The following is a 24,033-nucleotide window of genomic DNA, read 5'->3' as shown; positions in this document are numbered from 1 at the left end:
TGAAAAAAGACTCTTCCCGCCGCGCAGACGCGCGTCGACTGGATTCCGGCTCAAGGCCGGAATGACGGTCGTGGGGGTGCTTCTGTTAGAGAAATCATTGTGTCCTCATAGTGGGATACAGCAGCGGAGGAAAACATGCGGATTTTGCTGACGAATGACGACGGTATCCACGCCGAGGGTCTGGCCGTGCTGGAGCGTATCGCCCGTACGCTGTCCGACGATGTCTGGATCGTCGCACCGGAGACCGACCAGAGCGGTCTCGCGCACTCGCTGACACTGTCCGAACCGCTGCGTCTGCGAAAAGTTTCCGACAAGCATTTCGCGCTGCGCGGCACGCCGACCGATTGCGTCATCATGGGCATTCGCGAAGTCCTGCCGGAAAAGCCGGATCTCGTGCTCTCCGGTGTCAATGCCGGCGCCAACATGGCCGATGACGTGACCTATTCCGGCACCATTGCCGGCGCCATCGAAGGCACGCTGCAGGGCGTGCGCTCCTTTGCGCTCAGCCAGGCCTTCAGCCACGCCGATGGCCGCGTCGTGCCGTGGGAAGTCGCCGAAACCTATGCGCCGGACCTGCTGCGCAAGCTGATGAATGTCGATCTGCCTGACGGCACGTTCCTCAATCTGAATTTCCCCAATTGCGCGCCCAAGGATGTGCAAGGCGTTTCCGTGACCGGGCAAGGCAAGCTCGATTTCGGCCTGACGGTGGAAGAGCGTCAGGATGGCCGCGGTTTTCCCTATTACTGGCTGCGCTTCGGCGAGCGTCTCGGCACCTTCCGCGAAGGCACCGATATCCACGCTTTGAAACATGGCAAGATTTCCGTCACACCGCTTAAGCTTGACCTGACGGACTACACGGTGAAGGATCGGGTTGCGCAAGCACTTGGATTCGGAGTCGCCGATTGAAATCCGCAATGGTCGAAAAGGAAGGTTTTGCCGCTCTCGTTCTCCGCTTAAGGGGCGAGGGGATTTCCGATCTCGACCTTCTGACGGCGGTCGAGCAGACACCACGCTCCAAATTCGTGCCGCCGCAATTTGCGGCGGACGCCTATTCCAGCCGCACGATTCCGATCGACTGCGGCGCCTTCATGGAAGGCGCGGACATGGCGGTGAAGATCCTTGCCCGGCTGCAGCTGAAACCCGGCCAGCGCGTGCTGGAAATCGGCACGGGCAGCGGTTTCATGACCGCGATCATCGCGCGCCGAGTGGAGCGCGTCTTTTCGCTGGAGCGTTACAAGACGCTGGTGCAGCAGGCGCAGAACTGTCTAGACGATCTCTCCATTCGCAACGTCGTCATCCGTCAGGCGGATGGCAGCAACGGCCTGGTGGGCGAGGGCACCTTCGACCGCATCGTCTCCACCGCCGCCTTCACCACCATGCCCCGCTTCTTTGCCGAGCAGATCGTTTCGGGCGGCATGATGATCGCGCCGATCATTCTCGAAGACGAACGTTGCGTGATGACACGCTTCTCCAAGACCGGCAGCCGCTTCGAGAAGGAAGAGCTGTTCGAGGCGCCTTACCTGCCGCTCAGCACTCATATTGCGCGTCATTTGTGACAAAATGAAAATTTTGGCGACATTGTATTTTTGTCTCCTAATGTTCTGAATTGCCGCAACTATCTGATTTTCAATATCATTATTGTATCAACATGACGCATCCGGTTTTCGTCATGGTTATCGAAGTGTCAAAAAAGCGCTGAACGGCTTAACGTTTTAACGGCGTGGTAACACTAACGCGCTTTAATCATAAACATCGACGCATGGTTTTCCCCACCTCGGGAAATGGGCCTTGCAAGAAGTGAAATTTGTGCCGGATCGGTCTCGATGCGGCGGGTTGGCGTCAGTGTAGATCGAGTCATGCGTATGAGACATTCGTCTAAAATCGGAAAATCAGTCGCAAAAATGTTCGCAGCGGCATTGCTGGCAAGCGTCGCAACGGGCTGTAGCTCGGATGCAACGCGGTTCAGCGGCCTCTTTTCCAGTGGACCGGATCAGATGACCACGGCGTCAATTCCTGCCCGTCAGGGCGGCGGTGCTTACGGGCAGGCCCCGGTTCCGCAGGGCGACATGAATGGCGGTTACGCCTCTGCAGCACCGCAGGGCGGTTATGCCAACCAGAACATGGCGGGCAATTCCTACCCGCAATCGGGCGGTTATGGCGGCGTTCAGCCTTCCACGGCCCGCTCGGCTTCGGCCTCTCCGGTGCAGCGTTCCGAGCTGTCGGCGCCGACGGCGGTGGCAAGCCGCGATCCGTCGAGCCGCAACGAAGCCATGGCCCAGCCTTTCCCGTCCGCTCAGCCCAAGGCCGCGCCGTCTCTTGCGGCGCCCGCCCGGCAGGCTGCCGCTCCCGTCACTGATAATCTGACGACCGCAACCGTTCGTTCCGACAAGAACGGCTGGCACACCGATGGCGCTTCCTCCGTGACCCTGCGTCCCGGGGAAAGCATCGCGACCCTCTCCAACCGCTACGGCGTTCCGGAAAAGGAACTGCTGCGCGTCAACGGTCTGAAGACCGCATCCTCGGCGCAGGCCGGTCAGTCGATCCTCATTCCGAAGTTCGGTCAGGTCCGCAATGCCGCCAAGGACGCGGCCGGCGATATCGCTCTCAACCGCAATGGCGACCAGCCGACACCGCTGCGTAGTCCTGAAGGGAACGTGGCTGTGCTGCCGTCGCAGGCCGCCGCCCGTGACAAGGTTTCCTCCGAAACCGGCAAGCTGACGCCTCCCGGCGGCAAGCCGCTGCCGCCCACCGGTGGCTACAAGGTTCAGCCGGGCGACAGCCTGGCGAAGATCGCCCGCGAAAACGGTGTGTCGGTCGCTGCCCTCAAGGCGGCAAACGGTCTCAGCAACGAAAGCATCCGCGTCGGCCAGACGCTCAATATGCCCGGCGCTTCGACGGATGCCATCAAGACGGCTTCCGTTCCCGCCAAGGAAGCGGCCAAGCCGGTCGAAACCGCATCGGCCAAGCCTGAGCCCTACAAGGCACCGGCTGCTGCCGCGGCTCCGACTGCGCCTGCCACACCGGCCACCGCCAGTGTCAGCGACATCGAGAAAAAGGCCGACATGGCTTCCGTCGCACCGGAATCCACGGGCATCGGCAAATATCGCTGGCCGGTTCGCGGCGCGGTCATCAACAATTTCGGCGACAATGTCGAAGGCAGCCGCAACGATGGCATCAATATCTCCGTTCCCGAGGGCACGCCGATCAAGGCTGCTGAAAACGGCGTGGTCATCTATGCGGGTAACGGCCTGAAGCAGCTCGGCAACACGGTTCTCGTCCGCCATGACGACGGTAAGGTCACCGTTTACGGCAACGCCGCCAATCTCGATGTGCAGCGCGGCCAGAAGGTGCAGCGCGGCCAGACCATCGCCACATCGGGCATGACCGGCAGCGCCAAGCGTCCGCAGGTTCACTTCGAAGTTCGCAAGGATGCGACGCCGGTGAACCCCTCCAGTTTCCTTGAATAGGTATTGCGTCTCAAGGAATGATGAAGCCGGGTGAAGAGCCCGGCTTTTTCATTTTTGGGGTGGGGATCACGGGAGATTGCGTCAGGCGTTGTGGGCTTCGGCTTCACGGCACTTCTCCTCCGTCATGCCGGACCTGATCCGGCATCCAGCCGACGCGCGTCGGCGCGGCGAAAGGGTCCTTTCAGCCCAAGGACTTGGGCTGGCTGGATACCGGCTCAGGGCCGGTATGACGGAAGTGGGGAGGCAGTCGACTCGGACATCATCCCCGGTTTCAGGGGCATTACCCCTTCACTAACCCAACCGTCTTCTCGATGAAATCGGCAATGGCCCCGGTATCGTCGAGATCGAAAACCGGCAGCGCCGTGTCTGTCACCGCATGGTCGGCGGCAATGGCGACGATATGCGGATCGAGCGGCGCAAGCGGTTCGGTCTTGGCGGCCTCCAGCCGGCGTGCTTCGATCTTCGGCACCGGCTCGTATTTGTAGCCTTCGATCAGCACCAGATCGCAGGGGGCGAGGCGGGCGAGAATATCCTCGAAGGAGGGTTCCGGTTCGCCGCGCAATTCATGCATGATGGCGAAGCGGGTGCCTGAAACGATGGTGACCTCATGTGCGCCGGCCTGGCGGTGACGCCAGCTATCCGCGCCGACCTTGTCGATATCGAAATCATGATGGGCGTGCTTGATGGTGGAGACGCGGTAGCCGCGCGCCGTCAGCTCGGTGACGATACGGACCGCAAGGCCGGTCTTGCCCGAGTTCTTCCAGCCGGCGATGCCGAAGACCTTTTGTGCCGTCATGATTGCAGGTTCTCCAGATAGCTGCGCGCCAGCGCCAGTTCATCCGGCGTGTTGATGTTGAAGAACGGATCGAGGCTGCCCTTTGCCGTTTCCAGCGGCGGGAAGGCCACGCCGATGGTGACATGGCGGGCGAGATAGGCGCGGATGCGCCGGTTCGCATCGTTCTTCAGCCAGGCCTCGAGATCGTTGGCCAGCGCCAGCGGCCACAGCGCAAAAACCGGGTGAAGCTGGCCGCTGGAGGCGGCGATGACGATTGCATTGTCCGACAGGTGTTCGTAAAGCCGCGCCACGAGATCGTCCGGGAAAAATGGGCTGTCGGCGGGCGCCGTCAGGAAGTGGCTCGCCGCATCCCCGCGATGCTGGAAATGGCGCATGCCGGCGAGAATACCCGCGAGCGGCCCGGCATGGCCGTTCAGCGTATCGGGCAGCAGCGGCAGGCCGAAACTCTCCGCCCAGCCATTGGCCGCATTGATGGTGACATCTGAGACCTGCGGCGTGATGCGGCTGATGACATGGGAGATGAGGGGCGCATCGCCCAATTGCACCATCGCCTTGTTGCTGCCCATGCGCCGCGAAAGCCCGCCGGCAAGCACGAGACCGGGTATTTCGAAAGGGGCCGTCATTCCCGCTTTTCCTGCAGCCTTACGACATAGGTGGTGAGGAGGGCGACAAGGCCGGTCGCCAGCATCACCAGAAGAAGCGGCCAGGTTCCGTCCTCCCTGGACAGGACCGAGGAGGCGAGCACCGAGAGCGCTGCGCCGCCGCCGATGGTCATCGCGCCGCCGAGGCCGGAGGCGGAACCGGCCAGATGCGGCTGGACGCTGACCATGCCGGCATTGGCGCTTGGCAGTGTCACGCCGTTGCCGACGCCGATCAAGGCGAGCGGCACGAAAAACGCATAGGCGCTTTCCGCCCCGGCGGAGATCAGCATCATGGTCGTGGCGATGCCCGCAATGGCGATGACATTGCCCGACAGCATCATGCGGGTAATGCCGATTTCGCTGGCATAACGGCCGGAGATGAAGTTGCCGAGCATGTAACCGCTGGCCATGAAGAAGAATTGCAGCCCGAGCATGGCCGGCGCAAGCCCGTAAAGCACGCTGCCGACAAAGGGCGCACCGCCGAGGAAGGAGAAGAACATGCCTGACGAGAAGGTCGAGGTCAGCGCATAACCCCAGAAGAGCGGCGAGCGCAGAAGTTCCGGCCAGGCGTGAAACTGCTGCGAAAAGCTTGCCGATTTATTGTGGTTGGTTTCGCCGAGATCGAACCAGGCGAGCACCAGAATGCCGACGCCGAGCAGGGAGAGGAGGGCGAAGCTCGATTGCCAGCCGGAAATGTCGTTAAGCAGGCCGCCAACCGTCGGCCCCACCATCGGCACCACGGACATGCCCATGGTCACGTAGCCGATCATCGAGGCCGCCTGTTCCATCGGTACCATGTCGCGCACGATGGCGCGCGCCAGCACGAAGCCGGAAACGACGGCCGCCTGCGCGACGCGCCCGATCATGAAGACGGTGATGTTGGGCGCGAGCATGCAGACGAGCGTTGCGACGATCATGATGGCGATGCTGGCCAGCATGACCGGGCGGCGTCCGAAGAGATCGGAAAGCGGGCCGATGATGAGCTGCAGGCAGGCGGTGGCGGCAAGATAACCCGAAACGGCAAATTGCATCACCGCGTAGTCGGTCTCGAAATAAACCGCCATGGCCGCAAGCGAGGGCAGGAACACATTCATGCACAGCGCCGCGACGCCGGCGATGACCACCAGCGTGATGATGTGGGGCGGGGTGGTCCTGTCCAGAAAACGGCCGCTGTTCATGTCATTCTCCCGCCTCTTCCGTAACGGCAGTTTTCGTTACGGAAGCCGGCCGTACCGTGGTCGCGGCGGTGGGTGTGGCGGCTGCGCGCTTGGCCATCTGCGAGCGCTTGCGCAGGCTTTCGCGGTAGAAGGTATAAAGGCCTGAGCCGATGACAATCATGGCGCCGACGATGGTGTAATTGTCGATCTTTTCGTTGAAGAAGAACACGCCGATCATGAAACCCCAGAGCAGGCCGGTATAACGGAACGGCGCGACGAAGGAGATTTCGCCTGATCGCATCGACAGTATGATCGCCTGATAACCGACGAGCACCAGAATGGCCGAAGCGGCCAGATGCGATACGATCATGAAGTTCATCGGTTGCCAGCCGCCGAAGGGCACGATCAGCAGGCCGCCCACCGCCATGTTGACGAAGGCGGTGATGACCGTAATGGCGAGCGAGGGCACATCGGCATACATTTTCCGGGTCAGCAGATCGCGCGCGGCGGTGACGGCGAGCGATGCGACGACCAGAAGCGCACCCGGCGTGAAGCCTTCCGGGCCGGGCCTGATGATGACGAGCACGCCGATAAAACCGACGATGATCGCTACCCAGCGCCGCCAGCCCACGGGCTCACGCAGAAACAGCGCCGCACCCAGCGTCACCACCAGGGGCAGGGACTGCAATATGGCCGAGGCATTGGAGAATTCGATAAGGCCGAGCGCCGTCAGATAGAGCACGGCCGCAGTCACCTCGCAGAGACAGCGCAGGATGATGATGGGGCGCATGAGGGTTTTCAGCGGCCGGAGCGCGCCGAAATGGCGGGCGGCTATGTAGATCAGCACCACCGTCATGATGCCGCGGACGAACATGATCTGGCCGGTGTTGATATAGGGGGTGACGGATTTCGTCAGGGCGTCATTGGCCGTGAAGCTTGCCATGGCGAGCGCCATCAACAGGGCGCCGCGCGTATTGTCCGTCAATGCCATTCCAAAATATCCCAGACCATGCGCGGTTTTCCCGGCCGCCCTTTCGGGGCGATTTGGGCCGCCTTTCCGGCGTGACCGCGCATTCCTCCATGTAAAGAGACGTGGCATGGCACAGCCGGCATTTCAACCGTTTATATGGGTTGGTGGACGAGAAACAGTTTCAGCCGTCGCTCAGCCGCCGGTCACGCTCATATGGCGGGAGACGGCAGGCCGGTTGTGGGTGCGGTCGATGATGAAATCATGCCCCTTCGGCTTGCGCAGAAGGGCTTCATCGATGGCGCTGGAAAGATAGGCGTCGCTGTCGGAGGCGCGCAGTGCGGTGCGCAGATCGGCGGCGTCATCCTGGCCCAGGCACATATAAAGCGTGCCGGTGCAGGTGAGGCGGACACGGTTGCAGCTTTCGCAGAAATTATGCGTCATCGGCGTGATGAAGCCGAGCCGGCCGCCGGTTTCCTTCACCGTCACGTAACGGGCGGGGCCGCCGGTCTGGTAATCGCTGTCGATGAGCGTGAAGCTCTTTTCCAGATCGGCGCGCAACTGCGAAAGCGGCAGGTAGCGGTCGGTCCGGTCTTCCTCGATCTCGCCCATCGGCATGGTTTCGATCACCGTCAGGTCCATGCCGCGACCGTGGGCGAAACGCATGAGGTCGGGAATTTCGGTGTCGTTGAAATCCTTCAGCGCCACCGCGTTGAGCTTGACCTTGATGCCTGCGGCCTGGGCGGCGTCGAGCCCCTCCATGACGCGGTCGAGATCGCCCCAGCGGGTGATGTGGCGGAATTTGTCGCGGTCGAGCGTATCGAGCGACACGTTGATGCGGCGCACGCCGCAATCGGCGAGTTCCGCGGCGAATTTCGCAAGCTGCGAGCCGTTGGTGGTCAGCGTCAGCTCGGTGAGGGCGCCTGTGCGCACATGCCGGCCGAGGTTTCGCACCAGCGACATGATGTTCTTGCGCACCAGCGGCTCGCCGCCGGTCAGCCTCAGCTTGCGCACGCCGCGCGTTATGAAGACGGAACAGAGCCGGTCGAGTTCTTCGAGCGTCAGAAGGTCCTTCTTGGGCAGGAAGGTCATGTGTTCGGACATGCAATAGGTACAGCGGAAATCGCAGCGGTCGGTGACGGAAACGCGCAGATAGGTGATGGCGCGGCCGAAAGGGTCCACCATCGGTGTGCTGTTTTCCGTCAGGGTTTTCGCTTTTTCAAGCGAGCCGGAGAAACCGTTCACGTCTCCATCCTCAATGCGCCTTGCGCCGGGCACACACGCCGAATGTGTGCTCTATTAGCTGATGTAGTGGCTTGCCTATCGTGAGGCAAGTCCGTAATTCTGACGCATATGACGAGCTTGCGGAAGTGAAAAATGAGCGATGCCTGGCCGACCGAACTGCTTGTGTCGAAAGACCGGCGCGAATTGACCGTTTCCTTCGACGATGGAAGCGTTTACCGGCTTCAAGCCGAGATGCTGCGCGTGCTTTCGCCCTCTGCCGAGGTGCAGGGCCATGGGCCGGGACAAAAGGTCACGGTGCCCGGCAAACGCGATGTTGCCATCCGTTCCATGGTCGCCACCGGCAATTATGCGGTTCGCATCGTTTTCGACGATGGCCACGATAGCGGCATCTACACCTGGAAATATCTGAAGGAACTGGGTGAGACCGGGGATGCGCTGTTTGCGGATTATGAGCGGCAGCTCGCCGAAAAGGGCTTGAGCAGGGAGCCGCGATACCGGTAGGCGGACGCAAGGCCTGCGGACCCTCCCACCCTCATTCCTGTGCTTGTCACAGGAATCCAGCCAGCCCAAGTCCTTGGGCTGAAAAAGACTCCTCCCGCCGCGCCGACGCGCGTCGACTGGATTCCTGTGACAAGCACAGGAATGAGGGGAAGGAGGACAGCGGCATCTGAAGCCCGCATGCCTGATGGACAAATAACCCGTTGAATCTGCGCATCGTCCTTCAGTAAAATCGTTTTCGCTTTTCACGCCGATGCGCTAGGAAGTGAGGGAGGGAACACCCTCGTCTTATCGATTTTCAGCGGGGTGGCGTGTGGCTGTAGAAGCGAACGGAAATGATCTGGCCCAGGTGGTCGTGTTGCTGGCGGCAGGCGTTGTCGCCGCGCCGATCTTCAAGCGCATCGGCCTCGGTTCGGTGCTCGGCTATCTGGCCGCCGGTCTGGTCATCGGGCCTTACGGTCTCGGTTTTTTCTCCGATTCGCAGGCCATTCTGCATATAGCGGAACTCGGTGTGGTGATGTTCCTGTTCATCATCGGCCTTGAAATGCAGCCGTCGCGGCTGTGGTCGATGCGGCAGGATATTTTCGGGCTGGGTGCGCTGCAGGTGCTGGTCTGCATGGCGGGCCTGACATTGATCGGGGTCGGTCTCGGTTTTCCCGTCATCATGTCCTTCGTCGCCGGCACCGGTTTCGTGCTGACGTCGACGGCGATCGTCATGCAGATGCTGCAGGAGCGCAACAGCATGTCGAGCCTGAAAGGCCAGCGCATCATCGCCATCCTGCTGTTCGAGGATCTGGCCATCGTGCCGTTGCTGGCGCTTGTCGCCTTCCTCGGTTCGGGCGGCGAACATGTCACGGCGTCGGAGCGCTGGGCTTCCGTCGGCATCGCGCTTGCCGCCGTCGGTGCGCTCATCCTTGCCGGGCGTTATCTTCTCAACCCGTTCTTTCGCCTGCTTGCGGCTTCCGGCGCGCGGGAGGTGATGACGGCCGCGGCGCTGCTGGTGGTGCTGGGTTCGGCGCTTCTGATGCAGGTCAGCGGCCTTTCCATGGCCATGGGGGCCTTTCTTGCAGGCGTGCTGCTGTCGGAATCCTCCTTCCGCCATCAGCTGGAAGCGGATATCGAGCCGTTTCGCGGCATCCTGCTCGGCCTGTTTTTCCTCGGCGTCGGCATGGCGATCGATCTTGCCGTCATCGCCTCCAACTGGCAGCTCGTGGTCATCAGCGTTGCGGGCTACATGCTGCTCAAGGCCTTCCTGATCTATGGCGTGGCGCGGGCGCTCGGCACCACCCGGCGCGAAAGCCTGGAACGGGCGGTGCTGATGGCGCAGGGCGGCGAATTCGCCTTCGTGCTTTATTCGGCCGCCGTCAGCGCCGGCATTCTCGACCGGGAGGCGAACGCCATCCTGACGGCGACCATCATCATCTCCATGGTGCTGACGCCGCTGATGGTCATTCTGCATGACCGGCTGGTGCCGGCGGCGGTTCCCAATACCGACGATCTCGACGTGCCTGAAAATGTCGAGGGCAGCATTCTCCTGATCGGTTTCGGGCGTTTCGGCCAGATCGTCAGCCAGCCGCTTCTGGCGCGGGGCTACACTCTGTCGCTGATCGACAAGGATGCCGACTTTGTGCGTGAAGCGGCGGAATTCGGTTTCAAGGTCTATTATGGCGACGGCTCGCGGGCGGAAATCCTGCATGCCGCCGGTGCGGGCACGTCGCGCGCGGTTCTCATCTGCGTCGACGACAAGGAGGCGGCCGTCAGGATCGCGGAGATCGTCAAGCACGAATTCCCGCTGGTTCCGGTTCTCGCCCGTGCTTACGACCGCGGCCACGCCATCGATCTGCTCAAGGCTGGCGTCGATTACCAGATCCGCGAAACGCTGGAATCGGCGCTGAATTTCAGCGAGGAAGTGCTGGGCGCCATGGGTGAGGAGCGGGAAGACGCCGCGCGTCTGGTGGAAGAATTCCGCGACCGCGACGAGGAACGTTTCGCCATGGAAGTCGTCGGTGGCATTTATGCCGGCCGTTCGCTGATCCGCGGCAACGCCCAGCCGGCCGACCTCGTTGCCGCCCGGACCGCGCGCGAGCGGGCCGAGCGGGAAAAGGCGGAAGCGGCAGAGGAATAGGACGCCCCGGTCTTTCGGCGGCGACAGAGGGAATTGGTAGGGATAGGAACGGACATGACGATCATTCGCACGGTTGAGGAATTGAAGGCCATCTATGACAGCACGAGCGAGGCATCTATCGCCAAGGTGACAGCCACGCTGACGGCCGAATACCGGCTGATGATCGAGACTTCGCCCTTCCTGGCGCTGGCGACGGTCGGGCCGGAAGGCATGGACTGTTCGCCGCGCGGCGACAAGGGCGGCGTGGTCCGGGTGGCCGATGAGAGGACCGTGCTTCTGCCGGATTGGCGCGGCAATAACCGCGTGGATTCGCTTTTGAACATCGTGCGCGATCCGCGCGTGGCGCTGATGTTCCTGATCCCAGGCTCGAATACGACGATGCGCATCAACGGCCGCGCCGTGGTCTCCGTCGATCCCGATCTGCTGGAAAGCTTCGAGATGGATGGCAAACATCCGCGCACCGTCATCGTGGTGACAATCGATGAAGTCTATTTCCAGTGCGCCCGGGCGCTGATGCGCTCGGAACTGTGGAACCCCGATAATTTCGTCGACCCGGCTTCGCTTCCGACACCCGGTCTTCTGCTCAAGGCGGCCAAGGCGGAATTCGATCAGGAGACCTATGACCGGGAATGGGCGGCGCGGGCTGCGAAGACCATGTGGTGAGGCTTCCCCCTCCCACCCTCATTCCTGTGCTTGTCACAGGAATCCAGTCGACGCGCGTCTGCGCGGAGGGGAGGAGTCCTTTCAGCCCAAGGACTTGGGCTGGCTGGATTCCTGTGACAAGCACAGGAATGAGGGTGGGGAGAGCGCCGTGTTTTTAATGCGCCCAAATTGGCGCAATTTGCTTCACGTCCGATAAATCAGCCAGTTCTTGCCGGTATAGTTCTTCTGCATGCCGTCCTCGTAATAGACGGAGCGGTTCCGGCCGGTTTCCTTGGCATGGTAGAGCGCGGTGTCGGCATGGCCGTAAAGCTCGCTGGGGTTGGTGGCCTGTGCGGCGGAAGCGAAGCCGAGGGAGATCGTCACCGTGCCGTAGTCGGCTCCCGATCTCGAATTGCGGAAGGGCGTGCTTTCCAGCGACAGGCGGATGCGCTCGCACATCACCATCACCTCTTCCGGCGTATTGCCGTCCAGAATGATGGCGAATTCCTCGCCGCCGCTTCTGGCGACAAAACCATCCTTGCGGACATTGGCGCGGATGACCGAGGCGACGGTGGCGAGAATCTTGTCGCCGACCGGATGGCCGAAAGTGTCGTTGATCCGCTTGAAATGATCGATATCGAGCAGGACGAGCGTGGTATATTGCAGGCCGATGGAACTGTCATAGACGGATGCCAGCCGGTCGTCGAAGGCGCGCCGATTGGACAGGCGCGTCAGCGAATCCGTATTGGCGATGCGCTTGTACTCATCCAGCTCCAGACGCACCTGGTGCATCTCCTCGGCATGGCGGTTGACATCGTTGAAGGCCTTTTCGCCGTCGATGATCTTCGAGCCGGTGGCCTCGGCCAGCAGCGAAATCGCATTCCTCAGAATATTGCTGCTGGCGGCATTCTTGTCATCGATGCGCTGGCGCGTTTCGCCGAGAATCCTGTTGTAGTTTTCGATGGAGGATTGTTCGCGCCTCAGCGTGCCCAGAAGGCTCTCCAGTTCGCGCCTGAGCTTCTCATGCGCATCGTCGATGGACCGGGCGGGATTGCCTTCCCCGTAACGTGAGGACAGCTCGTCCAGATCCTCCTGCGTGACCCGATTTCCAAGCGCGGCCAGATCCTTCGTCAGGGCAGGGTTCGAACCGATATAGGCTTCGTAAAAGAGGCTGTAGTTACGCGGGATCGGCGAAACACCCATGCTCCGCATGGCATAGGCAATCTGCCCGGCAATGTCGGGCCCCGTGGTTTTGGGCGTGGATGCCGTGTTCATCAAGAAACTCCAGTGAGTCTGCTTATCGACTATGATTATTATTATGAAGCTCGTTTTGGAAAGCTTAATTTATGGGAAACTAATTTTTGTGCCCGGAAACTTCATTTTCGTCACTTTTTATTTTATTTAATTGATAAATATAAGTAATTTTCATTTTGAAGAATTCCGGAACTTTTTCCCTCTACTATTCGCCTTGGTGACAGCATCGCATTTATTCTGTCAATCCCAATAACGGGATTCGTGTGATTTATTTTGGCACAACAATATGGAGAAATAATCCCGGGGCAGAAAGGCATGGTGGTTTTTGAATTCGTGGAAATCCCGCCTATAGGCGGTTTTTTTTATCATTCGTGTCGGGATACAGGAATGTTACAGTCTTATCTTCGGTTTCCGTGCCATGCGACACGCGGCAGTGCCGTTTTGTGACGGCGCGGCAACCATTCGGTAAGGTTCAGGAGGAGGCGAGTTATGCTGCCGGCCGCAGGTCCGGCCGTATCGCCGGCATGTCAGGATCTCAGCCTGATGACCGGGCATTCCGTCCCGGCCGCCGCCGCCGGCGCATTTGGCGGGCGCACGATCAAGCCTTCGGAATGGGCCAATATCTTCATCATCGATGAATCCTGCTTCGCATGGGCTTCCGCCACCAGCAGGCCGTTTTCGTCCGTGCTGAAACGGGCGCGCAGATAATCCTGCCGGTGATCATTCGCTTTCAACGGCGTGGCGGTGCGGGCGGTGGCCGTGCGTTGCAGCGGCGCGCGGCGAGCGATGCTGCGGAGCAGCGGTTCGAGGAAAAGCAGGCCGCAGACGAGGCTTGCAACCGGGTTTCCGGGCAGGCCCAGAACCTGCATGGCGCCGATGGACCCGACCATCAGCGGTTTCCCCGGACGCATGGCGATGCGCCAGAAATCGAGCTGCATGCCTTCCGCCTTCAAGGCGGCCTGCACGAGGTCGTGGTCACCGACGGAGGCGCCGCCGAGTGTCACCAGCACATCGACCTTCGCCGCGACCGCCTTGCCGATGGCGGCGCGGATCAGCCTGTCATCATCGGCGATGATGCCGAGATCGACAACCTCGGCACCGGCCTGCCGGGCAAGGGCTGCGACGCCGAAGGTGTTGGAGGCGATGATCTGGGCGGGCTGTGGCGCGCTTCCCGGCGGCAGCAATTCATCGCCGGTGGCGAGGATGGCGATGCGCGGCCTGCGATAGACGGTGAGCGCGGCATGGTTCATAGCCGCCGCGAGCGTCAGGTCGGTGAAGCCGAGCTCACGCCCGGCCGTCAGGGCCGCTTCGCCTTCGGTAAAATCCTGTCCGCGCGGGCGGATATGTCGCCCGGCGGTGACGTCGAAGGCGGTGCGGATTTTTCCGCCCTCCAGCACTTCGGCATCTTCCTGAATGAGAATGGTGTCCGCACCCTGCGGCACGGGCGCGCCGGTGAAGATGCGCACGGCCTGACCTTCACCCACCGTGCCGGTAAAGGCATGGCCGGCGGCAGCCTGACCGATGACGGTGAGGACCGAGCCGATCTCCGCCGCATCGGCGCTGCGCAGCGCATAACCGTCCATGGCCGAGGCATCGAAGGGGGGCTGGGTGAGGCGCGCGGTGAGATCGGCCGAGAGAACCCGGCCATCGCATTCGGCGAGCGGCAGGGTTTCGCTTTCGGTCACCGGAACCGCTGCTTCCAGAAGGCGTCTCATGGCCTCATCCACGGGCAGCAGCGGTTTCATTCAAGTCTCCTGTCGCCGGAAATCGCCGGATTTGCCGCCGCTCTTTTCAAGAAGGCGGATATTGACGATTTCCATCGCCTTGTCGGCGGCCTTGGCCATGTCGTAGATCGTCAGGCAGGCGATGGATACGGCGGTCAGCGCTTCCATCTCCACGCCGGTCTTGCCGGACAATTTTACCAGCGCTTCGACCCGCAGGCCGGGCAGGGCGGCGTCTTCGGCAATGTCCACCGCCACCTTGGTCAGCATCAGCGGATGGCAGAGCGGGATAAGATTTGCCGTCTGCTTGGCGGCCATGATGCCGGCGAGGCGTGCGGTGCCGATGACATCGCCCTTCCTGGCGTTGCCCTCGCGGATGAGCGCCAGCGTTTCCGGCTTCATCTTCACGAAGCCTTCGGCGACGGCGACACGGACGGTCTCGGCCTTGTCGCCGACATCGACCATATGCGCTTCGCCGCCAGCATCGATATGGGTGAGCTTTCCCGCCTCGCTCATCGGTGCATTATTCCGCTGCCAGAATGCCGGATTGGCCGGTCAGCAGCGCTTTGGTCGCCGCTGTCACATCGTCCTTGCGCATCAGGCTTTCGCCGACGAGGAAGGTGCCGATACCGCTTTTTTCGAGACGCTTACAATCCTCGAAGGTGAAGATGCCGCTTTCGCCGACCAGCAGCTTTTCCGCCGGCACGAGGCCTGCGAGCTTCTCGCTGGTTTCGAGGCTGACTTCGAAGGTGCGCAGGTTGCGGTTGTTGATGCCGAGAAGCGGCGAGGAAAGCTTCAGCGCCCGTTCCGTTTCTTCCTCATCGTGCACTTCCACCAGCACATCCATGCCGAGCGCGAAAGCCTCGTCCTCAAGGCGTTTCGCCTCGTCGTCGGAAAGCGAGGCCATGATGAGGAGAATGCAGTCCGCGCCCCAGGCGCGCGCCTCATGCACCTGATAGGTCTCGAACATGAAATCCTTGCGCAGCGCCGGCAGGGCGCAGGCATTGCGGGCGGCGGTCAGGAATTCCGGGGCGCCCTGAAAGCTTGGGCTATCCGTCAGCACCGAAAGACAGGCGGCGCCACCGGCTTCATAGGCGGCGGCCAGCGCCGGCGGATCGAAATCCGGACGGATCAGGCCCTTGGAGGGGCTGGCCTTCTTGATTTCGGCGATCAGGCCGAACTTGCCTTCGGCCTGCTTTGCCCGGAGCGCCCTGTAGAAACCGCGCGGCGCGCTCTGGTCGGCGGCCATGGCCTTCAGGTCGGCCAGCGAAACCTTGGCCTTGGCGGCGGCGATTTCCTCGCGCTTGTAAATCTCGATCTTTTTCAGAATGTCGCTCATGATCTCGCTCTCATTCCTGATCCTCGTTGGACACGGCAACCAGACGGTCGAGCGCGGCTGCGGCCTTGCCACTGTCCAGCGCTTCGCTGACGATCGCCATCGCCTGAGACAGTGTTTCCGCCTTGCCGGCGATAACCAGCGCTGCGGCCGCGTTGCACAGCGACACGTCACGATAGGCGTTGCGCTTGCCGGACAGAACCTCGCGCAGCGCCGCCGCATTGGCAATGCCGTCGCCGCCCTTCAGATCTTCCATGGACGCGGGCTCGACACCGAAATCCTTCGGCGTCAGGTCGAAGGTGCGGATCTTGCCATTTTCCAGTGCCGCGACATGGGTAACGCCCGTGGTCGTCACCTCGTCCATGCCGTCGCCATGCACGACCCAGATGCTTTCCGAACCCAGATCGCGCAGCACTTCCGCAAGCGGCACCAGCCAGCGCGGCGAAAAGACGCCGAGCAATTGCCGTTTGGCGCCGGCCGGGTTGGAGAGGGGGCCGAGCAGGTTGAAGATGGTGCGCGTGCCGAGTTCGACGCGGCTTGGGCCGACATGGCGCATGGCCGAATGGTGCAGCTGCGCGAACATGAAACCGAGACCCGCCTCGCTGATGCAGCGGGCGATGAGTTCCGGACCGATATCGAGCTTCACGCCGAGCGCCGAGAGCGCATCCGCCGTGCCGGATTTGGAGCTCAGCGCCCGGTTGCCGTGCTTGGCGACCGGCAGGCCGGTGCCGGCGACGATGATCGAGGCGAGCGTCGAGATATTATAGGTGCCGATGCCGTCACCGCCGGTACCGACGATATCGATGGCATTGGCGGGGGCCGAAACCGGCAGCATGCGGGAACGCATGGAGGAGACGGCGCCGACGATTTCGTCCACCGTCTCGCCGCGCACGCGCAGCGCCATCAGGAAACCGCCGATCTGCGACGGCGTGGCTTCGCCCGACATCAGAATGTCGAAAGCCGCCCGCGATTCCTCGCGGTTCAGGCTTTCTCCATTGGCGACCTTGGCGATCAGCGGCTTCAGTTCGGCCATCTTGTCGCCCCCCGGGTTAGAAGCCGACCATCGCCTGATCGGCGAGGGCCTGATTGATGGTGACACCATAGTCATTCTGCAGGCGGTTGACCATCTGGTCCAGCATGTCGTCGCCGGCCGCGCGGGCAATGGCGGCGAACTGCTGGTCGTCATTGGCGAGCGCGTCGGCAGGCGCATTGGTGTCGACCGAGGTGACCTTGAAGAGGATACGGCTGGAACCGTCGGCATCGGCCGCCGTGCCCACCTTGCCCTCCGCGCCGGAGAAGACCGCCGCGATTGTCTGCTGGCCGAAAATAGCGTCTTCGCTGTTGCGGCGCAGGCCGGATTTCTGTTCGACGGCAAGGCTCAGCTCACCGGCCACGGCTTCCAGCGTGTCGCCCTTTTCGACGCGCGCCTTCAGTTCCTCGGCCTTGGCGGCAAGCGCGTTGCGCTGCTGCTCCGCCGTCCAGTCGGCCACGACATCGTCGCGAACTTCGGCAAGCGTGCGGTCGCGGGCGGCGATGATCTGGTCGACATCGAACCAGATGTAGCCCTCACGGCCGAGATTGATCGGCAGCGCTTCCGTGCCGGGTTCGGTCTTGAAGACCTCCTGCGCGAGCTGCGGGGAGGGCAGGCCCTGAACCGCATCGCCCTTTTCATCGAGGCCGGAAGCGTCGATGGCGGCGATGGTGACGGGTTTCAGGTTCAGCTGCGTTGCGGCATCGGCGAGCGAAGAACCGCCGGCGCGCAAATCCTCGTAACGGTCGTGAACATTGGTGATTTCTTCCGCAGCGGCGGCGGTGGCGAGGTCCTTGCGGATATCTTCCTTCGCCTCTTCCAGCGTGCGGGTCGTTTCCGGCTTGATGCCGGTGACGCGCAGGAGAACCGGGCCGAAGGAACCCTGGACCACCGGCGACACACCGCCATCCTTCTGGATGGCGAAAGCCGCATCGGCAATCGACTGGTCGGGGATGGTATCCTTGGTGAATTCGCCGAGGGTCACGTCGGAAGCGGTCTTGCCCTGATCCTTCACCACCTGGTCATAGGTGGTGTTGCCAAGGCGGATCTGCTCGGCGGCGGCCTCCGCCATTTCCTTTTCAGGGAAGGTCAGCTGCTCCACCGTGCGGCGGCCGGCGGTGCGGAAGCTGTCCTTATGGCTGTTATAATAATCGGCGATCTGGGCGTCGGTGACGGCGGCCTGATCGGCGATATCGGACGGCTCAAGCTTCACATAGGTGAACTTGCGGAACTCGGGCGCGCGATATTTCGTCTTGTTGGTTTCGAACCACGGGGCAAGCACGTCGTCGCCCGGCGCCTTGACCGGCGGAATGACGGCGTTCGAAAGAATGACGTAATCGACGGCGCGCTGCTCGTTGCGATATTGCTTCAGCGCATCCACCAGCACCTGTGGTGCGGCAAAACCGTCGGAAACGGCTTCGACGATCTGGCTGCGGACGGCGACCTTGCTGCGTTCCTTGATATAGTCATCCTCACGGAAACCGGAATTGCGCAGGCGCTCGCTGAAGAGATTGCGGTCGAACTGGCCGTTGACCGCCTTGAAGGCCGGGTCTTCGGCAATGAGATTGGCGAGGCGGTTTTCCGAGAGGCCGAGATTCATCCTGGAGGCCAGCTCGTCAAGCGCTGCACCGGCCGCAAGCTGGCTGAAGACCTGACGGTCGATGCCGAAGGCCTTGGCCTGCTCGGTCGTCAGCCTTGTGCCGAACTGGCGGCTGAGATCGGAAATCTGGCGCTGATAGGCGAGGCGGAATTCCTCCGGGCTGACCGTCTGGTCGCCCACCGTCATGACGGCGTGGGAATTGGCGGTGACAAGCGATGCGGAAACGCCCCAGATGCCAAAAGAGACAACAAGCAGGAGAAGCAGCAGCTTGGCTGCCATGGTTCGAGAAGCATTTCTCAGGGAATCGAGCATCGTTATGCAAACCTCACAGGAACGTCATCGCGGTCGCCGTCTGTCCGGCCCGCAACGTATCGGCGTTCCTTAAATCAATCCAAACGGAAATTGAAGGGAATTTGCCTTGGAAAAACGGGGTTTTGAAAACGCTTGTGTGATTGGAGGCGGGATTTTCCGCCATCGTCTTCGCCCCATCGCCCTCCGCGAGGCGCAAAATAAAACCGCCCGGAAGGTCCAGGCGGTTGAAAAGAATCACTTTTAAGCGGCCGTCTGTCCGGTCCGTCGCGCTCAGAAGGCGCGGTCGCGCCGGATCATCGCCTTGAATTCCTCGTCTTCACGTCGCATCTCAGCGACCACGGAGACCATCGATGTCACGAACATAACGCTGATCAGGGCAAGAAGCATTGTCAGAAATGTGAACATGATATCGTCTCCGGGAGTTTCGAGAAAATTCTCTCCGTTATCAGTAGTAATTCATATACTGATAACGGGCGGTCAGCTGCGGATAGTCTGGGCCCAGCTTTTCAGGCTTCTGTTCATAAAGGCTAAACGTCGTTGCTACCATTGCGATAACCAGTACTGTCCAGGCTGTGCTGATGACGCTGATTTTCGCCGAAGTAGACTGTTTTTCTCTTATAAACATCTGTCCGTTCCTTTGGTTCTTTCTTAACGCGCCATGTCTCGACATGTTCCGCGTCAACCGTAAAAATCGATTAGCATCGCGCCTGTGAAACTTCCTTGAATGGCTCGTTCATCTGGCGTTCAGGAAACTGGCTGATGTCGTCATTCGAGAAAAAGATACTCGGCTGCGAATGAAGCGATGATCGAAAGGACGATCATGAAGGCCAGCATTTTCAATTCTCCGGATGCTTAACGAGTGAGGGGCGTTTCGGTTTCCCGATGCCGTGCATTTAGACAAAATAGCTGTGAAACCGCACTGAACGGCCCATTCATCCGCGGTTCACGCCGCAGCCGCGCTTGTGAGGGGTGGTTATAAAGTCTTGCGCCGCGTGCCTCTCCATGACAAAAGGCGGCACATATGCTGAAGCGTCGAGACGCGCCCACCACCTGAGAGCGATATGACGATTGCCTTTTATCCAGGATCCTTCGATCCGATGACCAACGGACATCTGGATGTGCTTATTCAGGCGCTGAACGTGGCGTCGAAAGTCATCGTTGCGGTCGGCATTCATCCCGGAAAAGCGCCGCTGTTCAGCTTCGAGGAGCGGGCAGGGCTGATAAAGCGGGCGCTTGCCGAACATCTGCCGGGCGAAGCGGCGCGCATGGAAGTCGTCTCTTTCGATAATCTCGTCGTCGATGCCGCCCGAGAGCACGGTGCGCGCCTTCTGCTGCGCGGCCTGCGCGACGGCACCGATCTCGATTATGAAATGCAGATGGCCGGGATGAACCGCCAGATGGCGCCCGATATCCAGACCGTATTCCTGCCCGCCGGCACCTCGTCGCGACCCATTACAGCCACATTGGTCCGGCAGATCGCCGCCATGGGCGGCAATGTCGACGCCTTCGTGCCGAAAGCCGTGCTTGAAGCCCTCAACGCCAAGCTGAAGCGCTGACTTCAGCCCCACATTCTGGAGCCAATCCGATGAAACTCGTTCGATTTGCCTTTGCCGGCGCCATGTTTGCAGGCGCGCTCGCCGCCAGCACCTTCGCTTCCGCCGCCGAACTCCTGACCGTGCAGCTGAAGGACGGTCCCGTTGTCATCGAGCTGATGCCGGATGTCGCGCCGAAGCACGTGGCGCAGATCGAGGCGCTGGCCAAGAAGGGCGCTTATGACAATGTTGCCTTCCACCGCGTCATCGATGGCTTCATGGCGCAGACCGGCGATGTGCAGTATGGCAACATGGAGAAGGGCTTCAGCGCCCAGCGCGCGGGTACGGGCGGTTCCGACCTGCCGGATATTCCGGCCGAATTCTCCAAGGTTCCGTTCACGCGCGGCGTGGTCGGCATGGCCCGCTCGCAGGATCCGAATTCCGCCAATTCGCAGTTCTTCATCATGTTTGCCGACGGTCCGTTCCTGAACGGCCAATATACCGTGGTCGGCAAGGTCGTGTCCGGCATGGAAGCCGTGGACAAGATCAAGCGCGGCGCCGGCGGCAACGGCGAAGTTTCCAACCCCGACCGGATGATCAAGGTCACCGTCGGCAAAAAGTAAGGTAAGGGCAATGGAGCCCGAACAGAGGAGAATAGTCATGGCCGAGATCAAGGATCCGGAAAACACCATCATCATGGAAACGACGACCGGCAAGGTCGTGATCCAGCTGCTGCCGGAAGTTGCTCCGGGCCACGTCGCCCGCATCAAGGAACTCGTATCGGAAGGCGCTTACGATGGCGTCGTTTTCCACCGCGTCATCGAAGACTTCATGGCCCAGACGGGCGACGTGAAGTTCGGCAAGAAGGGTGCGGAAAGCTTCAACCCGGCCCGCGCCGGCATGGGCGGCTCCGACAAGCCGGATCTGAAGGCCGAGTTCTCCGCCATTCCGCATGTGCGCGGCACCTGCTCCATGGCCCGTTCTCAGAACCCGAACTCCGCCAACTCGCAGTTCTTCATCTGCTTCACGGATTCGCCGTGGCTCAACAAGCAGTACACCGTCTGGGGCCAGGTCATCGAAGGCATGGAAGCCATCGACAAGGTCAAGCGCGGCGAGCCGGTGAAGGACCCGGATTCGATCGTTTCCATCAAGCTCGCTTCTGCGGCCTGATTTGCGGAAATTGCAGTTCGACCCGTCTCGCAGTCTATGCGAGGCGGGTTTTGACGTTTATTGACGGTACGTGATTTTAAGGATGGACGCGGCAGTTTTGACGCTTGCCATCCGTCGCGCCGTTCTCTTCTTCCCTCATTCCTGTGCTTGTCACAGGAATCCAGCCAGCCCAAGTCCCTGGGCTGAAAGGACTCCTCCCGCCGCGCAGACGCGCGCCGACTGGATTCCTGTGACAAGCACAGGAATGAGGGGCGAGGATGCGTCGGGCCGCAAAACACCGTGCCGTGTCAAATTGGATTTCTGGAAGACCCTTGCAATGCGTGTAGACCTGTTCGATTTCGATCTGCCCGAGGAGAATATTGCCCTTCGCCCGGCGAACCCGCGCGATAGCGCGCGCCTGCTCGTCGTCGATCCGAATGAGAACCGCATGGAAGACAACCGTGTCTTCGACCTGCCGTCCTTCCTGAAGCCCGGCGATGCGCTTGTCTTCAACGACACCCGCGTCATTCCCGCCCAGCTCGAAGGTGTCAGGCTGCGCGAAGGTGCGCCAGAGACGGCGGTTTCGGCCACGCTGCACATGCGCGCCGATCAATCCCGCTGGAAGGCTTTCGCGCGTCCCGGCAAGCGCATCAAGCAGGGCGACCGCATCCGTTTCGGTTATGAGCGCGACAATGCCTGCGGCCTTGCCCATCTGGAAGCCACCGTTGAGGAGAAGGGCGAGGAGGGCGAGATCACGCTGCTGTTCGACGTCTCCGGCCCGGTGCTGGACGAGGCGATAGCCTCAGTCGGCCATATTCCCCTGCCGCCCTATATTGCCGCGAAACGTCCGGAAGATGCGCAGGACCAGACCGATTACCAGACGATCTACGCCCGCGAAAAGGGAGCCGTTGCCGCCCCCACCGCCGGGCTGCATTTCACGCCCGATCTGTTTGCCGCGCTGGACAAGGTGGGCATCGAGCGGCATTTCGTGACGCTTCACGTTGGGGCAGGCACCTTCCTTCCGGTCAAGTCCGACGATACCGACGATCACAAGATGCATTTCGAGATCGGCCATGTGTCGCAGGAAACCGCCGACCGGCTGAATGCCGTGAAGGCGCGCGGCGGACGGATCGTTTGCGTCGGCACGACATCGCTGCGCCTGATCGAAAGTGCGGCCGATGAGAATGGTGTTATCCACCCATGGTCCGATGCCACCGGCATCTTCATCACGCCGGGATACCGCTTTCGCGCGGTCGATATTCTGATGACCAATTTCCACCTGCCGAAATCGACGCTGTTCATGCTGGTTTCGGCTTTCTGCGGTCTCGAAACGATGCGTGACGCTTATAAGCACGCCATCGAAACCGGATACCGCTTCTATTCCTATGGCGATTCCAGCCTGTTGTTCCGGAAAAACTGATGCACGACAAATTCACCTTCACCCTGAAAGCCACGAGCGGCGGCGCGCGCCTCGGCGAAGTCGCCATGCCGCGTGGCGTGATCCGCACGCCTGCCTTCATGCCGGTCGGCACGGTCGGCACCGTCAAGGCCATGTATCTCGATCAGGTGCGCGAGCTTGGGGCCGATATCATTCTCGGCAATACCTATCACCTGATGCTGCGGCCGGGTCCGGAGCGTGTTGCCCGCCTTGGCGGCCTGCATGAGCTGATCCGCTGGCCGCACCCGATCCTCACCGATAGCGGCGGTTTTCAGGTGATGTCGCTTTCCGGCCTGCGCAAGCTTGACGAGCAGGGTGTGACCTTCAAGAGCCATGTGGACGGTTCTCTGCACCATATGTCGCCGGAACGCTCCATCGAAATTCAGGGCATGCTCGATTCGGATATCCAGATGCAGCTCGATGAATGCATCGCGCTGCCGGCCGAGCGCAAGGAAATCGAGCGCGCCATGGAAATGTCGCTGCGCTGGGCCGAGCGCTGCCGCGTGGCTTTCGGCGACCAGCCCGGCAAGGCCATGTTCGGCATCGTGCAGGGCGGCGACCAGCCGGACCTGCGCATCCGTTCCGCAGAGGGACTGAAGCAGCTCGATCTCAAGGGTTATGCGGTCGGCGGCCTTGCCGTCGGAGAGCCGCAGGATGTGATGCTCGGCATGCTCGATATCACCCTGCCGGTGCTGCCCACCGAAAAACCGCGTTACCTGATGGGCGTCGGCACGCCCGATGATATCCTGAAATCGGTGGCGCGCGGTATCGACATGTTCGACTGCGTGATGCCGACCCGCTCCGGCCGCCACGGGCTTGCCTTTACCCGTCGCGGCAAGGTCAATATCCGCAATGCCCGCCATGCCGAGGATATGCGCCCGCTGGACGAGCAGTCCAACTGCCCGGCCTCGCGCGATTATTCCCGCGCCTATCTGCACCATCTCACCCGCGCCAACGAGGCGCTGGGCGGCATGCTGCTCTCCTGGCACAATCTTGCCTATTATCAGGAGCTGATGCAGGGTATCCGCAAGTCTATCGAGGAAGGCCGTTTCGCCGATTTTTATGCGGAAACCATCGAAATGTGGGCGCGGGGCGATATAGACCCCATCTGACTCTTCCCGAC

Annotated in this window: 25 protein-coding genes; 11 read left to right on the top strand and 14 right to left on the bottom strand. The window is 61.3% G+C overall.

Going from position 1 to position 24,033, the window contains the following annotated elements; genetic code table 11:
- Nucleotides 1–135 precede the first annotated feature (135 nt).
- The 3 genes from surE (at nt 136) to I3J13_RS02755 (ending at nt 3,467) form a co-directional block, all read left to right on the top strand.
- On the top strand, nt 136–906 hold the full coding sequence (gene surE, locus I3J13_RS02765; protein WP_020811580.1) for a 5'/3'-nucleotidase SurE: 771 nt from the start codon (nt 136–138) through the stop codon (nt 904–906).
- The gene (locus tag I3J13_RS02760) at nt 903–1,556 is read left to right on the top strand and encodes a protein-L-isoaspartate(D-aspartate) O-methyltransferase (protein ID WP_003522731.1); all 654 of its coding nucleotides are present in this window, start codon (nt 903–905) and stop codon (nt 1,554–1,556) included. The genes surE and I3J13_RS02760 overlap by 4 nt, the downstream gene beginning before the upstream one ends.
- A 345-nt stretch (nt 1,557–1,901) precedes the next feature.
- Nucleotides 1,902–3,467, top strand: coding sequence for a LysM peptidoglycan-binding domain-containing M23 family metallopeptidase (locus I3J13_RS02755; RefSeq protein ID WP_196377945.1), 1,566 nt, complete (start codon nt 1,902–1,904; stop codon nt 3,465–3,467).
- Nucleotides 3,468–3,747: 280 nt separating this feature from the next.
- On the opposite strand, the gene mobB is transcribed toward I3J13_RS02755, so the two are convergent.
- From mobB to moaA, 5 genes are all read right to left on the bottom strand, one after another.
- The gene (gene mobB / locus I3J13_RS02750; protein WP_196377944.1) at nt 3,748–4,263 is read right to left on the bottom strand and encodes a molybdopterin-guanine dinucleotide biosynthesis protein B; all 516 of its coding nucleotides are present in this window, start codon (nt 4,261–4,263) and stop codon (nt 3,748–3,750) included.
- Nucleotides 4,260–4,886, bottom strand: coding sequence for a molybdenum cofactor guanylyltransferase MobA (gene mobA / locus I3J13_RS02745; RefSeq protein WP_196377943.1), 627 nt, complete (start codon nt 4,884–4,886; stop codon nt 4,260–4,262). Before mobA ends, mobB begins: the two co-directional genes overlap by 4 nt.
- Complete coding sequence (locus tag I3J13_RS02740; RefSeq protein ID WP_020809125.1) at nt 4,883–6,082, bottom strand: multidrug effflux MFS transporter; 1,200 nt, start codon at nt 6,080–6,082, stop codon at nt 4,883–4,885. Before I3J13_RS02740 ends, mobA begins: the two co-directional genes overlap by 4 nt.
- Before the next feature lies 1 nt (nt 6,083).
- The gene (locus I3J13_RS02735) at nt 6,084–7,052 is read right to left on the bottom strand and encodes a DMT family transporter (RefSeq protein WP_003522736.1); all 969 of its coding nucleotides are present in this window, start codon (nt 7,050–7,052) and stop codon (nt 6,084–6,086) included.
- A 171-nt stretch (nt 7,053–7,223) separates the two neighbouring features.
- The gene (gene moaA, locus I3J13_RS02730) at nt 7,224–8,273 is read right to left on the bottom strand and encodes a GTP 3',8-cyclase MoaA (protein ID WP_196377942.1); all 1,050 of its coding nucleotides are present in this window, start codon (nt 8,271–8,273) and stop codon (nt 7,224–7,226) included.
- Nucleotides 8,274–8,405: 132 nt separating this feature from the next.
- On the opposite strand from moaA, the gene I3J13_RS02725 reads away from it, so the two are divergent.
- From I3J13_RS02725 to I3J13_RS02715, 3 genes are all read left to right on the top strand, one after another.
- On the top strand, nt 8,406–8,774 hold the full coding sequence (locus I3J13_RS02725; protein ID WP_142779303.1) for a gamma-butyrobetaine hydroxylase family protein: 369 nt from the start codon (nt 8,406–8,408) through the stop codon (nt 8,772–8,774).
- 310 nt (nt 8,775–9,084) lie between these two features.
- The gene (locus I3J13_RS02720; protein ID WP_080851818.1) at nt 9,085–10,896 is read left to right on the top strand and encodes a monovalent cation:proton antiporter-2 (CPA2) family protein; all 1,812 of its coding nucleotides are present in this window, start codon (nt 9,085–9,087) and stop codon (nt 10,894–10,896) included.
- Between the two features lie 54 nt (nt 10,897–10,950).
- Nucleotides 10,951–11,559 (top strand): pyridoxamine 5'-phosphate oxidase family protein, encoded by a 609-nt coding sequence (locus I3J13_RS02715; protein ID WP_080816895.1) that lies wholly within the window; start codon nt 10,951–10,953, stop codon nt 11,557–11,559.
- A gap of 183 nt (nt 11,560–11,742) precedes the next feature.
- Here the strand turns inward: I3J13_RS02715 and I3J13_RS02710 are convergent, their stop codons facing one another.
- From I3J13_RS02710 to I3J13_RS02675, 9 genes are all read right to left on the bottom strand, one after another.
- On the bottom strand, nt 11,743–12,813 hold the full coding sequence (locus tag I3J13_RS02710; protein WP_196377941.1) for a GGDEF domain-containing protein: 1,071 nt from the start codon (nt 12,811–12,813) through the stop codon (nt 11,743–11,745).
- Between the two features lie 506 nt (nt 12,814–13,319).
- The gene (locus tag I3J13_RS02705; protein ID WP_196377940.1) at nt 13,320–14,537 is read right to left on the bottom strand and encodes a molybdopterin molybdotransferase MoeA; all 1,218 of its coding nucleotides are present in this window, start codon (nt 14,535–14,537) and stop codon (nt 13,320–13,322) included.
- Complete coding sequence (gene moaC, locus I3J13_RS02700) at nt 14,538–15,029, bottom strand: cyclic pyranopterin monophosphate synthase MoaC (RefSeq protein ID WP_003522743.1); 492 nt, start codon at nt 15,027–15,029, stop codon at nt 14,538–14,540. It lies immediately after the preceding gene.
- Nucleotides 15,030–15,036: 7 nt separating this feature from the next.
- The gene (gene trpC / locus I3J13_RS02695; RefSeq protein ID WP_080816898.1) at nt 15,037–15,852 is read right to left on the bottom strand and encodes an indole-3-glycerol phosphate synthase TrpC; all 816 of its coding nucleotides are present in this window, start codon (nt 15,850–15,852) and stop codon (nt 15,037–15,039) included.
- A gap of 10 nt (nt 15,853–15,862) precedes the next feature.
- Nucleotides 15,863–16,882 carry an anthranilate phosphoribosyltransferase gene (trpD, locus tag I3J13_RS02690; protein WP_127756917.1) on the bottom strand — a complete coding sequence of 340 codons (1,020 nt, stop codon included), beginning with the start codon at nt 16,880–16,882 and terminating at the stop codon, nt 15,863–15,865.
- A 16-nt stretch (nt 16,883–16,898) separates the two neighbouring features.
- Nucleotides 16,899–18,791, bottom strand: a complete 1,893-nt coding sequence (locus tag I3J13_RS02685; RefSeq protein ID WP_080707256.1) for a peptidylprolyl isomerase — start codon at nt 18,789–18,791, stop codon at nt 16,899–16,901.
- A gap of 13 nt (nt 18,792–18,804) precedes the next feature.
- Complete coding sequence (locus tag I3J13_RS02680) at nt 18,805–19,029, bottom strand: hypothetical protein (RefSeq protein ID WP_196377974.1); 225 nt, start codon at nt 19,027–19,029, stop codon at nt 18,805–18,807.
- Between the two features lie 32 nt (nt 19,030–19,061).
- Nucleotides 19,062–19,196 (bottom strand): hypothetical protein, encoded by a 135-nt coding sequence (locus tag I3J13_RS25930; protein ID WP_003522748.1) that lies wholly within the window; start codon nt 19,194–19,196, stop codon nt 19,062–19,064.
- Nucleotides 19,197–19,236: 40 nt separating this feature from the next.
- A complete protein-coding gene (locus tag I3J13_RS02675; RefSeq protein WP_003522749.1) occupies nt 19,237–19,416 on the bottom strand; it encodes a hypothetical protein in 180 nt (59 codons plus the stop codon).
- 436 nt (nt 19,417–19,852) lie between these two features.
- Here I3J13_RS02675 and coaD point away from each other — a divergent pair, with 436 nt between their 5' ends.
- From coaD to tgt, 5 genes are all read left to right on the top strand, one after another.
- Entirely contained in the window at nt 19,853–20,347 is a 495-nt protein-coding gene (coaD, locus tag I3J13_RS02670) for a pantetheine-phosphate adenylyltransferase (protein ID WP_020810243.1), read from the top strand.
- A gap of 29 nt (nt 20,348–20,376) precedes the next feature.
- Nucleotides 20,377–20,946, top strand: a complete 570-nt coding sequence (locus tag I3J13_RS02665) for a peptidylprolyl isomerase (protein WP_020810244.1) — start codon at nt 20,377–20,379, stop codon at nt 20,944–20,946.
- A gap of 37 nt (nt 20,947–20,983) precedes the next feature.
- Entirely contained in the window at nt 20,984–21,493 is a 510-nt protein-coding gene (locus I3J13_RS02660; RefSeq protein WP_020810245.1) for a peptidylprolyl isomerase, read from the top strand.
- Nucleotides 21,494–21,809: 316 nt separating this feature from the next.
- The gene (gene queA, locus I3J13_RS02655) at nt 21,810–22,892 is read left to right on the top strand and encodes a tRNA preQ1(34) S-adenosylmethionine ribosyltransferase-isomerase QueA (RefSeq protein WP_196377939.1); all 1,083 of its coding nucleotides are present in this window, start codon (nt 21,810–21,812) and stop codon (nt 22,890–22,892) included.
- On the top strand, nt 22,892–24,022 hold the full coding sequence (gene tgt / locus I3J13_RS02650; protein WP_065655975.1) for a tRNA guanosine(34) transglycosylase Tgt: 1,131 nt from the start codon (nt 22,892–22,894) through the stop codon (nt 24,020–24,022). The genes queA and tgt overlap by 1 nt, the downstream gene beginning before the upstream one ends.
- Nucleotides 24,023–24,033: the final 11 nt, after the last annotated feature.

Source organism: Agrobacterium leguminum (assembly GCF_015704895.1).
In the GTDB taxonomy this organism is placed as follows: Bacteria; Pseudomonadota; Alphaproteobacteria; order Rhizobiales; family Rhizobiaceae; genus Agrobacterium; species Agrobacterium leguminum.
Note: the sequence above shows the minus strand (reverse complement) of the source record. Positions and strands in the feature narration are given on the sequence as shown.

Bases quoted from the DNA above. Each gene is read 5' to 3' on its own strand.
- surE (WP_020811580.1), top strand. From the start codon at position 136: ATGCGGATTTTGCTGACGAATGACGACGGTATCCACGCCGAGGGTCTG.
- I3J13_RS02755 (WP_196377945.1), top strand. From the start codon at position 1,902: ATGTTCGCAGCGGCATTGCTGGCAAGCGTCGCAACGGGCTGTAGCTCG.
- mobB (WP_196377944.1), bottom strand. From the start codon at position 4,263: ATGACGGCACAAAAGGTCTTCGGCATCGCCGGCTGGAAGAACTCGGGC.
- mobA (WP_196377943.1), bottom strand. From the start codon at position 4,886: ATGACGGCCCCTTTCGAAATACCCGGTCTCGTGCTTGCCGGCGGGCTT.
- I3J13_RS02740 (WP_020809125.1), bottom strand. From the start codon at position 6,082: ATGAACAGCGGCCGTTTTCTGGACAGGACCACCCCGCCCCACATCATC.
- I3J13_RS02735 (WP_003522736.1), bottom strand. From the start codon at position 7,052: ATGGCATTGACGGACAATACGCGCGGCGCCCTGTTGATGGCGCTCGCC.
- I3J13_RS02725 (WP_142779303.1), top strand. From the start codon at position 8,406: ATGAGCGATGCCTGGCCGACCGAACTGCTTGTGTCGAAAGACCGGCGC.
- I3J13_RS02715 (WP_080816895.1), top strand. From the start codon at position 10,951: ATGACGATCATTCGCACGGTTGAGGAATTGAAGGCCATCTATGACAGC.
- I3J13_RS02710 (WP_196377941.1), bottom strand. From the start codon at position 12,813: ATGAACACGGCATCCACGCCCAAAACCACGGGGCCCGACATTGCCGGG.
- I3J13_RS02705 (WP_196377940.1), bottom strand. From the start codon at position 14,537: ATGAAACCGCTGCTGCCCGTGGATGAGGCCATGAGACGCCTTCTGGAA.
- moaC (WP_003522743.1), bottom strand. From the start codon at position 15,029: ATGAGCGAGGCGGGAAAGCTCACCCATATCGATGCTGGCGGCGAAGCG.
- trpC (WP_080816898.1), bottom strand. From the start codon at position 15,852: ATGAGCGACATTCTGAAAAAGATCGAGATTTACAAGCGCGAGGAAATC.
- trpD (WP_127756917.1), bottom strand. From the start codon at position 16,882: ATGGCCGAACTGAAGCCGCTGATCGCCAAGGTCGCCAATGGAGAAAGC.
- I3J13_RS02685 (WP_080707256.1), bottom strand. From the start codon at position 18,791: ATGCTCGATTCCCTGAGAAATGCTTCTCGAACCATGGCAGCCAAGCTG.
- I3J13_RS25930 (WP_003522748.1), bottom strand. From the start codon at position 19,196: ATGTTCACATTTCTGACAATGCTTCTTGCCCTGATCAGCGTTATGTTC.
- I3J13_RS02675 (WP_003522749.1), bottom strand. From the start codon at position 19,416: ATGTTTATAAGAGAAAAACAGTCTACTTCGGCGAAAATCAGCGTCATC.
- coaD (WP_020810243.1), top strand. From the start codon at position 19,853: ATGACGATTGCCTTTTATCCAGGATCCTTCGATCCGATGACCAACGGA.
- I3J13_RS02665 (WP_020810244.1), top strand. From the start codon at position 20,377: ATGAAACTCGTTCGATTTGCCTTTGCCGGCGCCATGTTTGCAGGCGCG.
- I3J13_RS02660 (WP_020810245.1), top strand. From the start codon at position 20,984: ATGGCCGAGATCAAGGATCCGGAAAACACCATCATCATGGAAACGACG.
- queA (WP_196377939.1), top strand. From the start codon at position 21,810: ATGCGTGTAGACCTGTTCGATTTCGATCTGCCCGAGGAGAATATTGCC.
- tgt (WP_065655975.1), top strand. From the start codon at position 22,892: ATGCACGACAAATTCACCTTCACCCTGAAAGCCACGAGCGGCGGCGCG.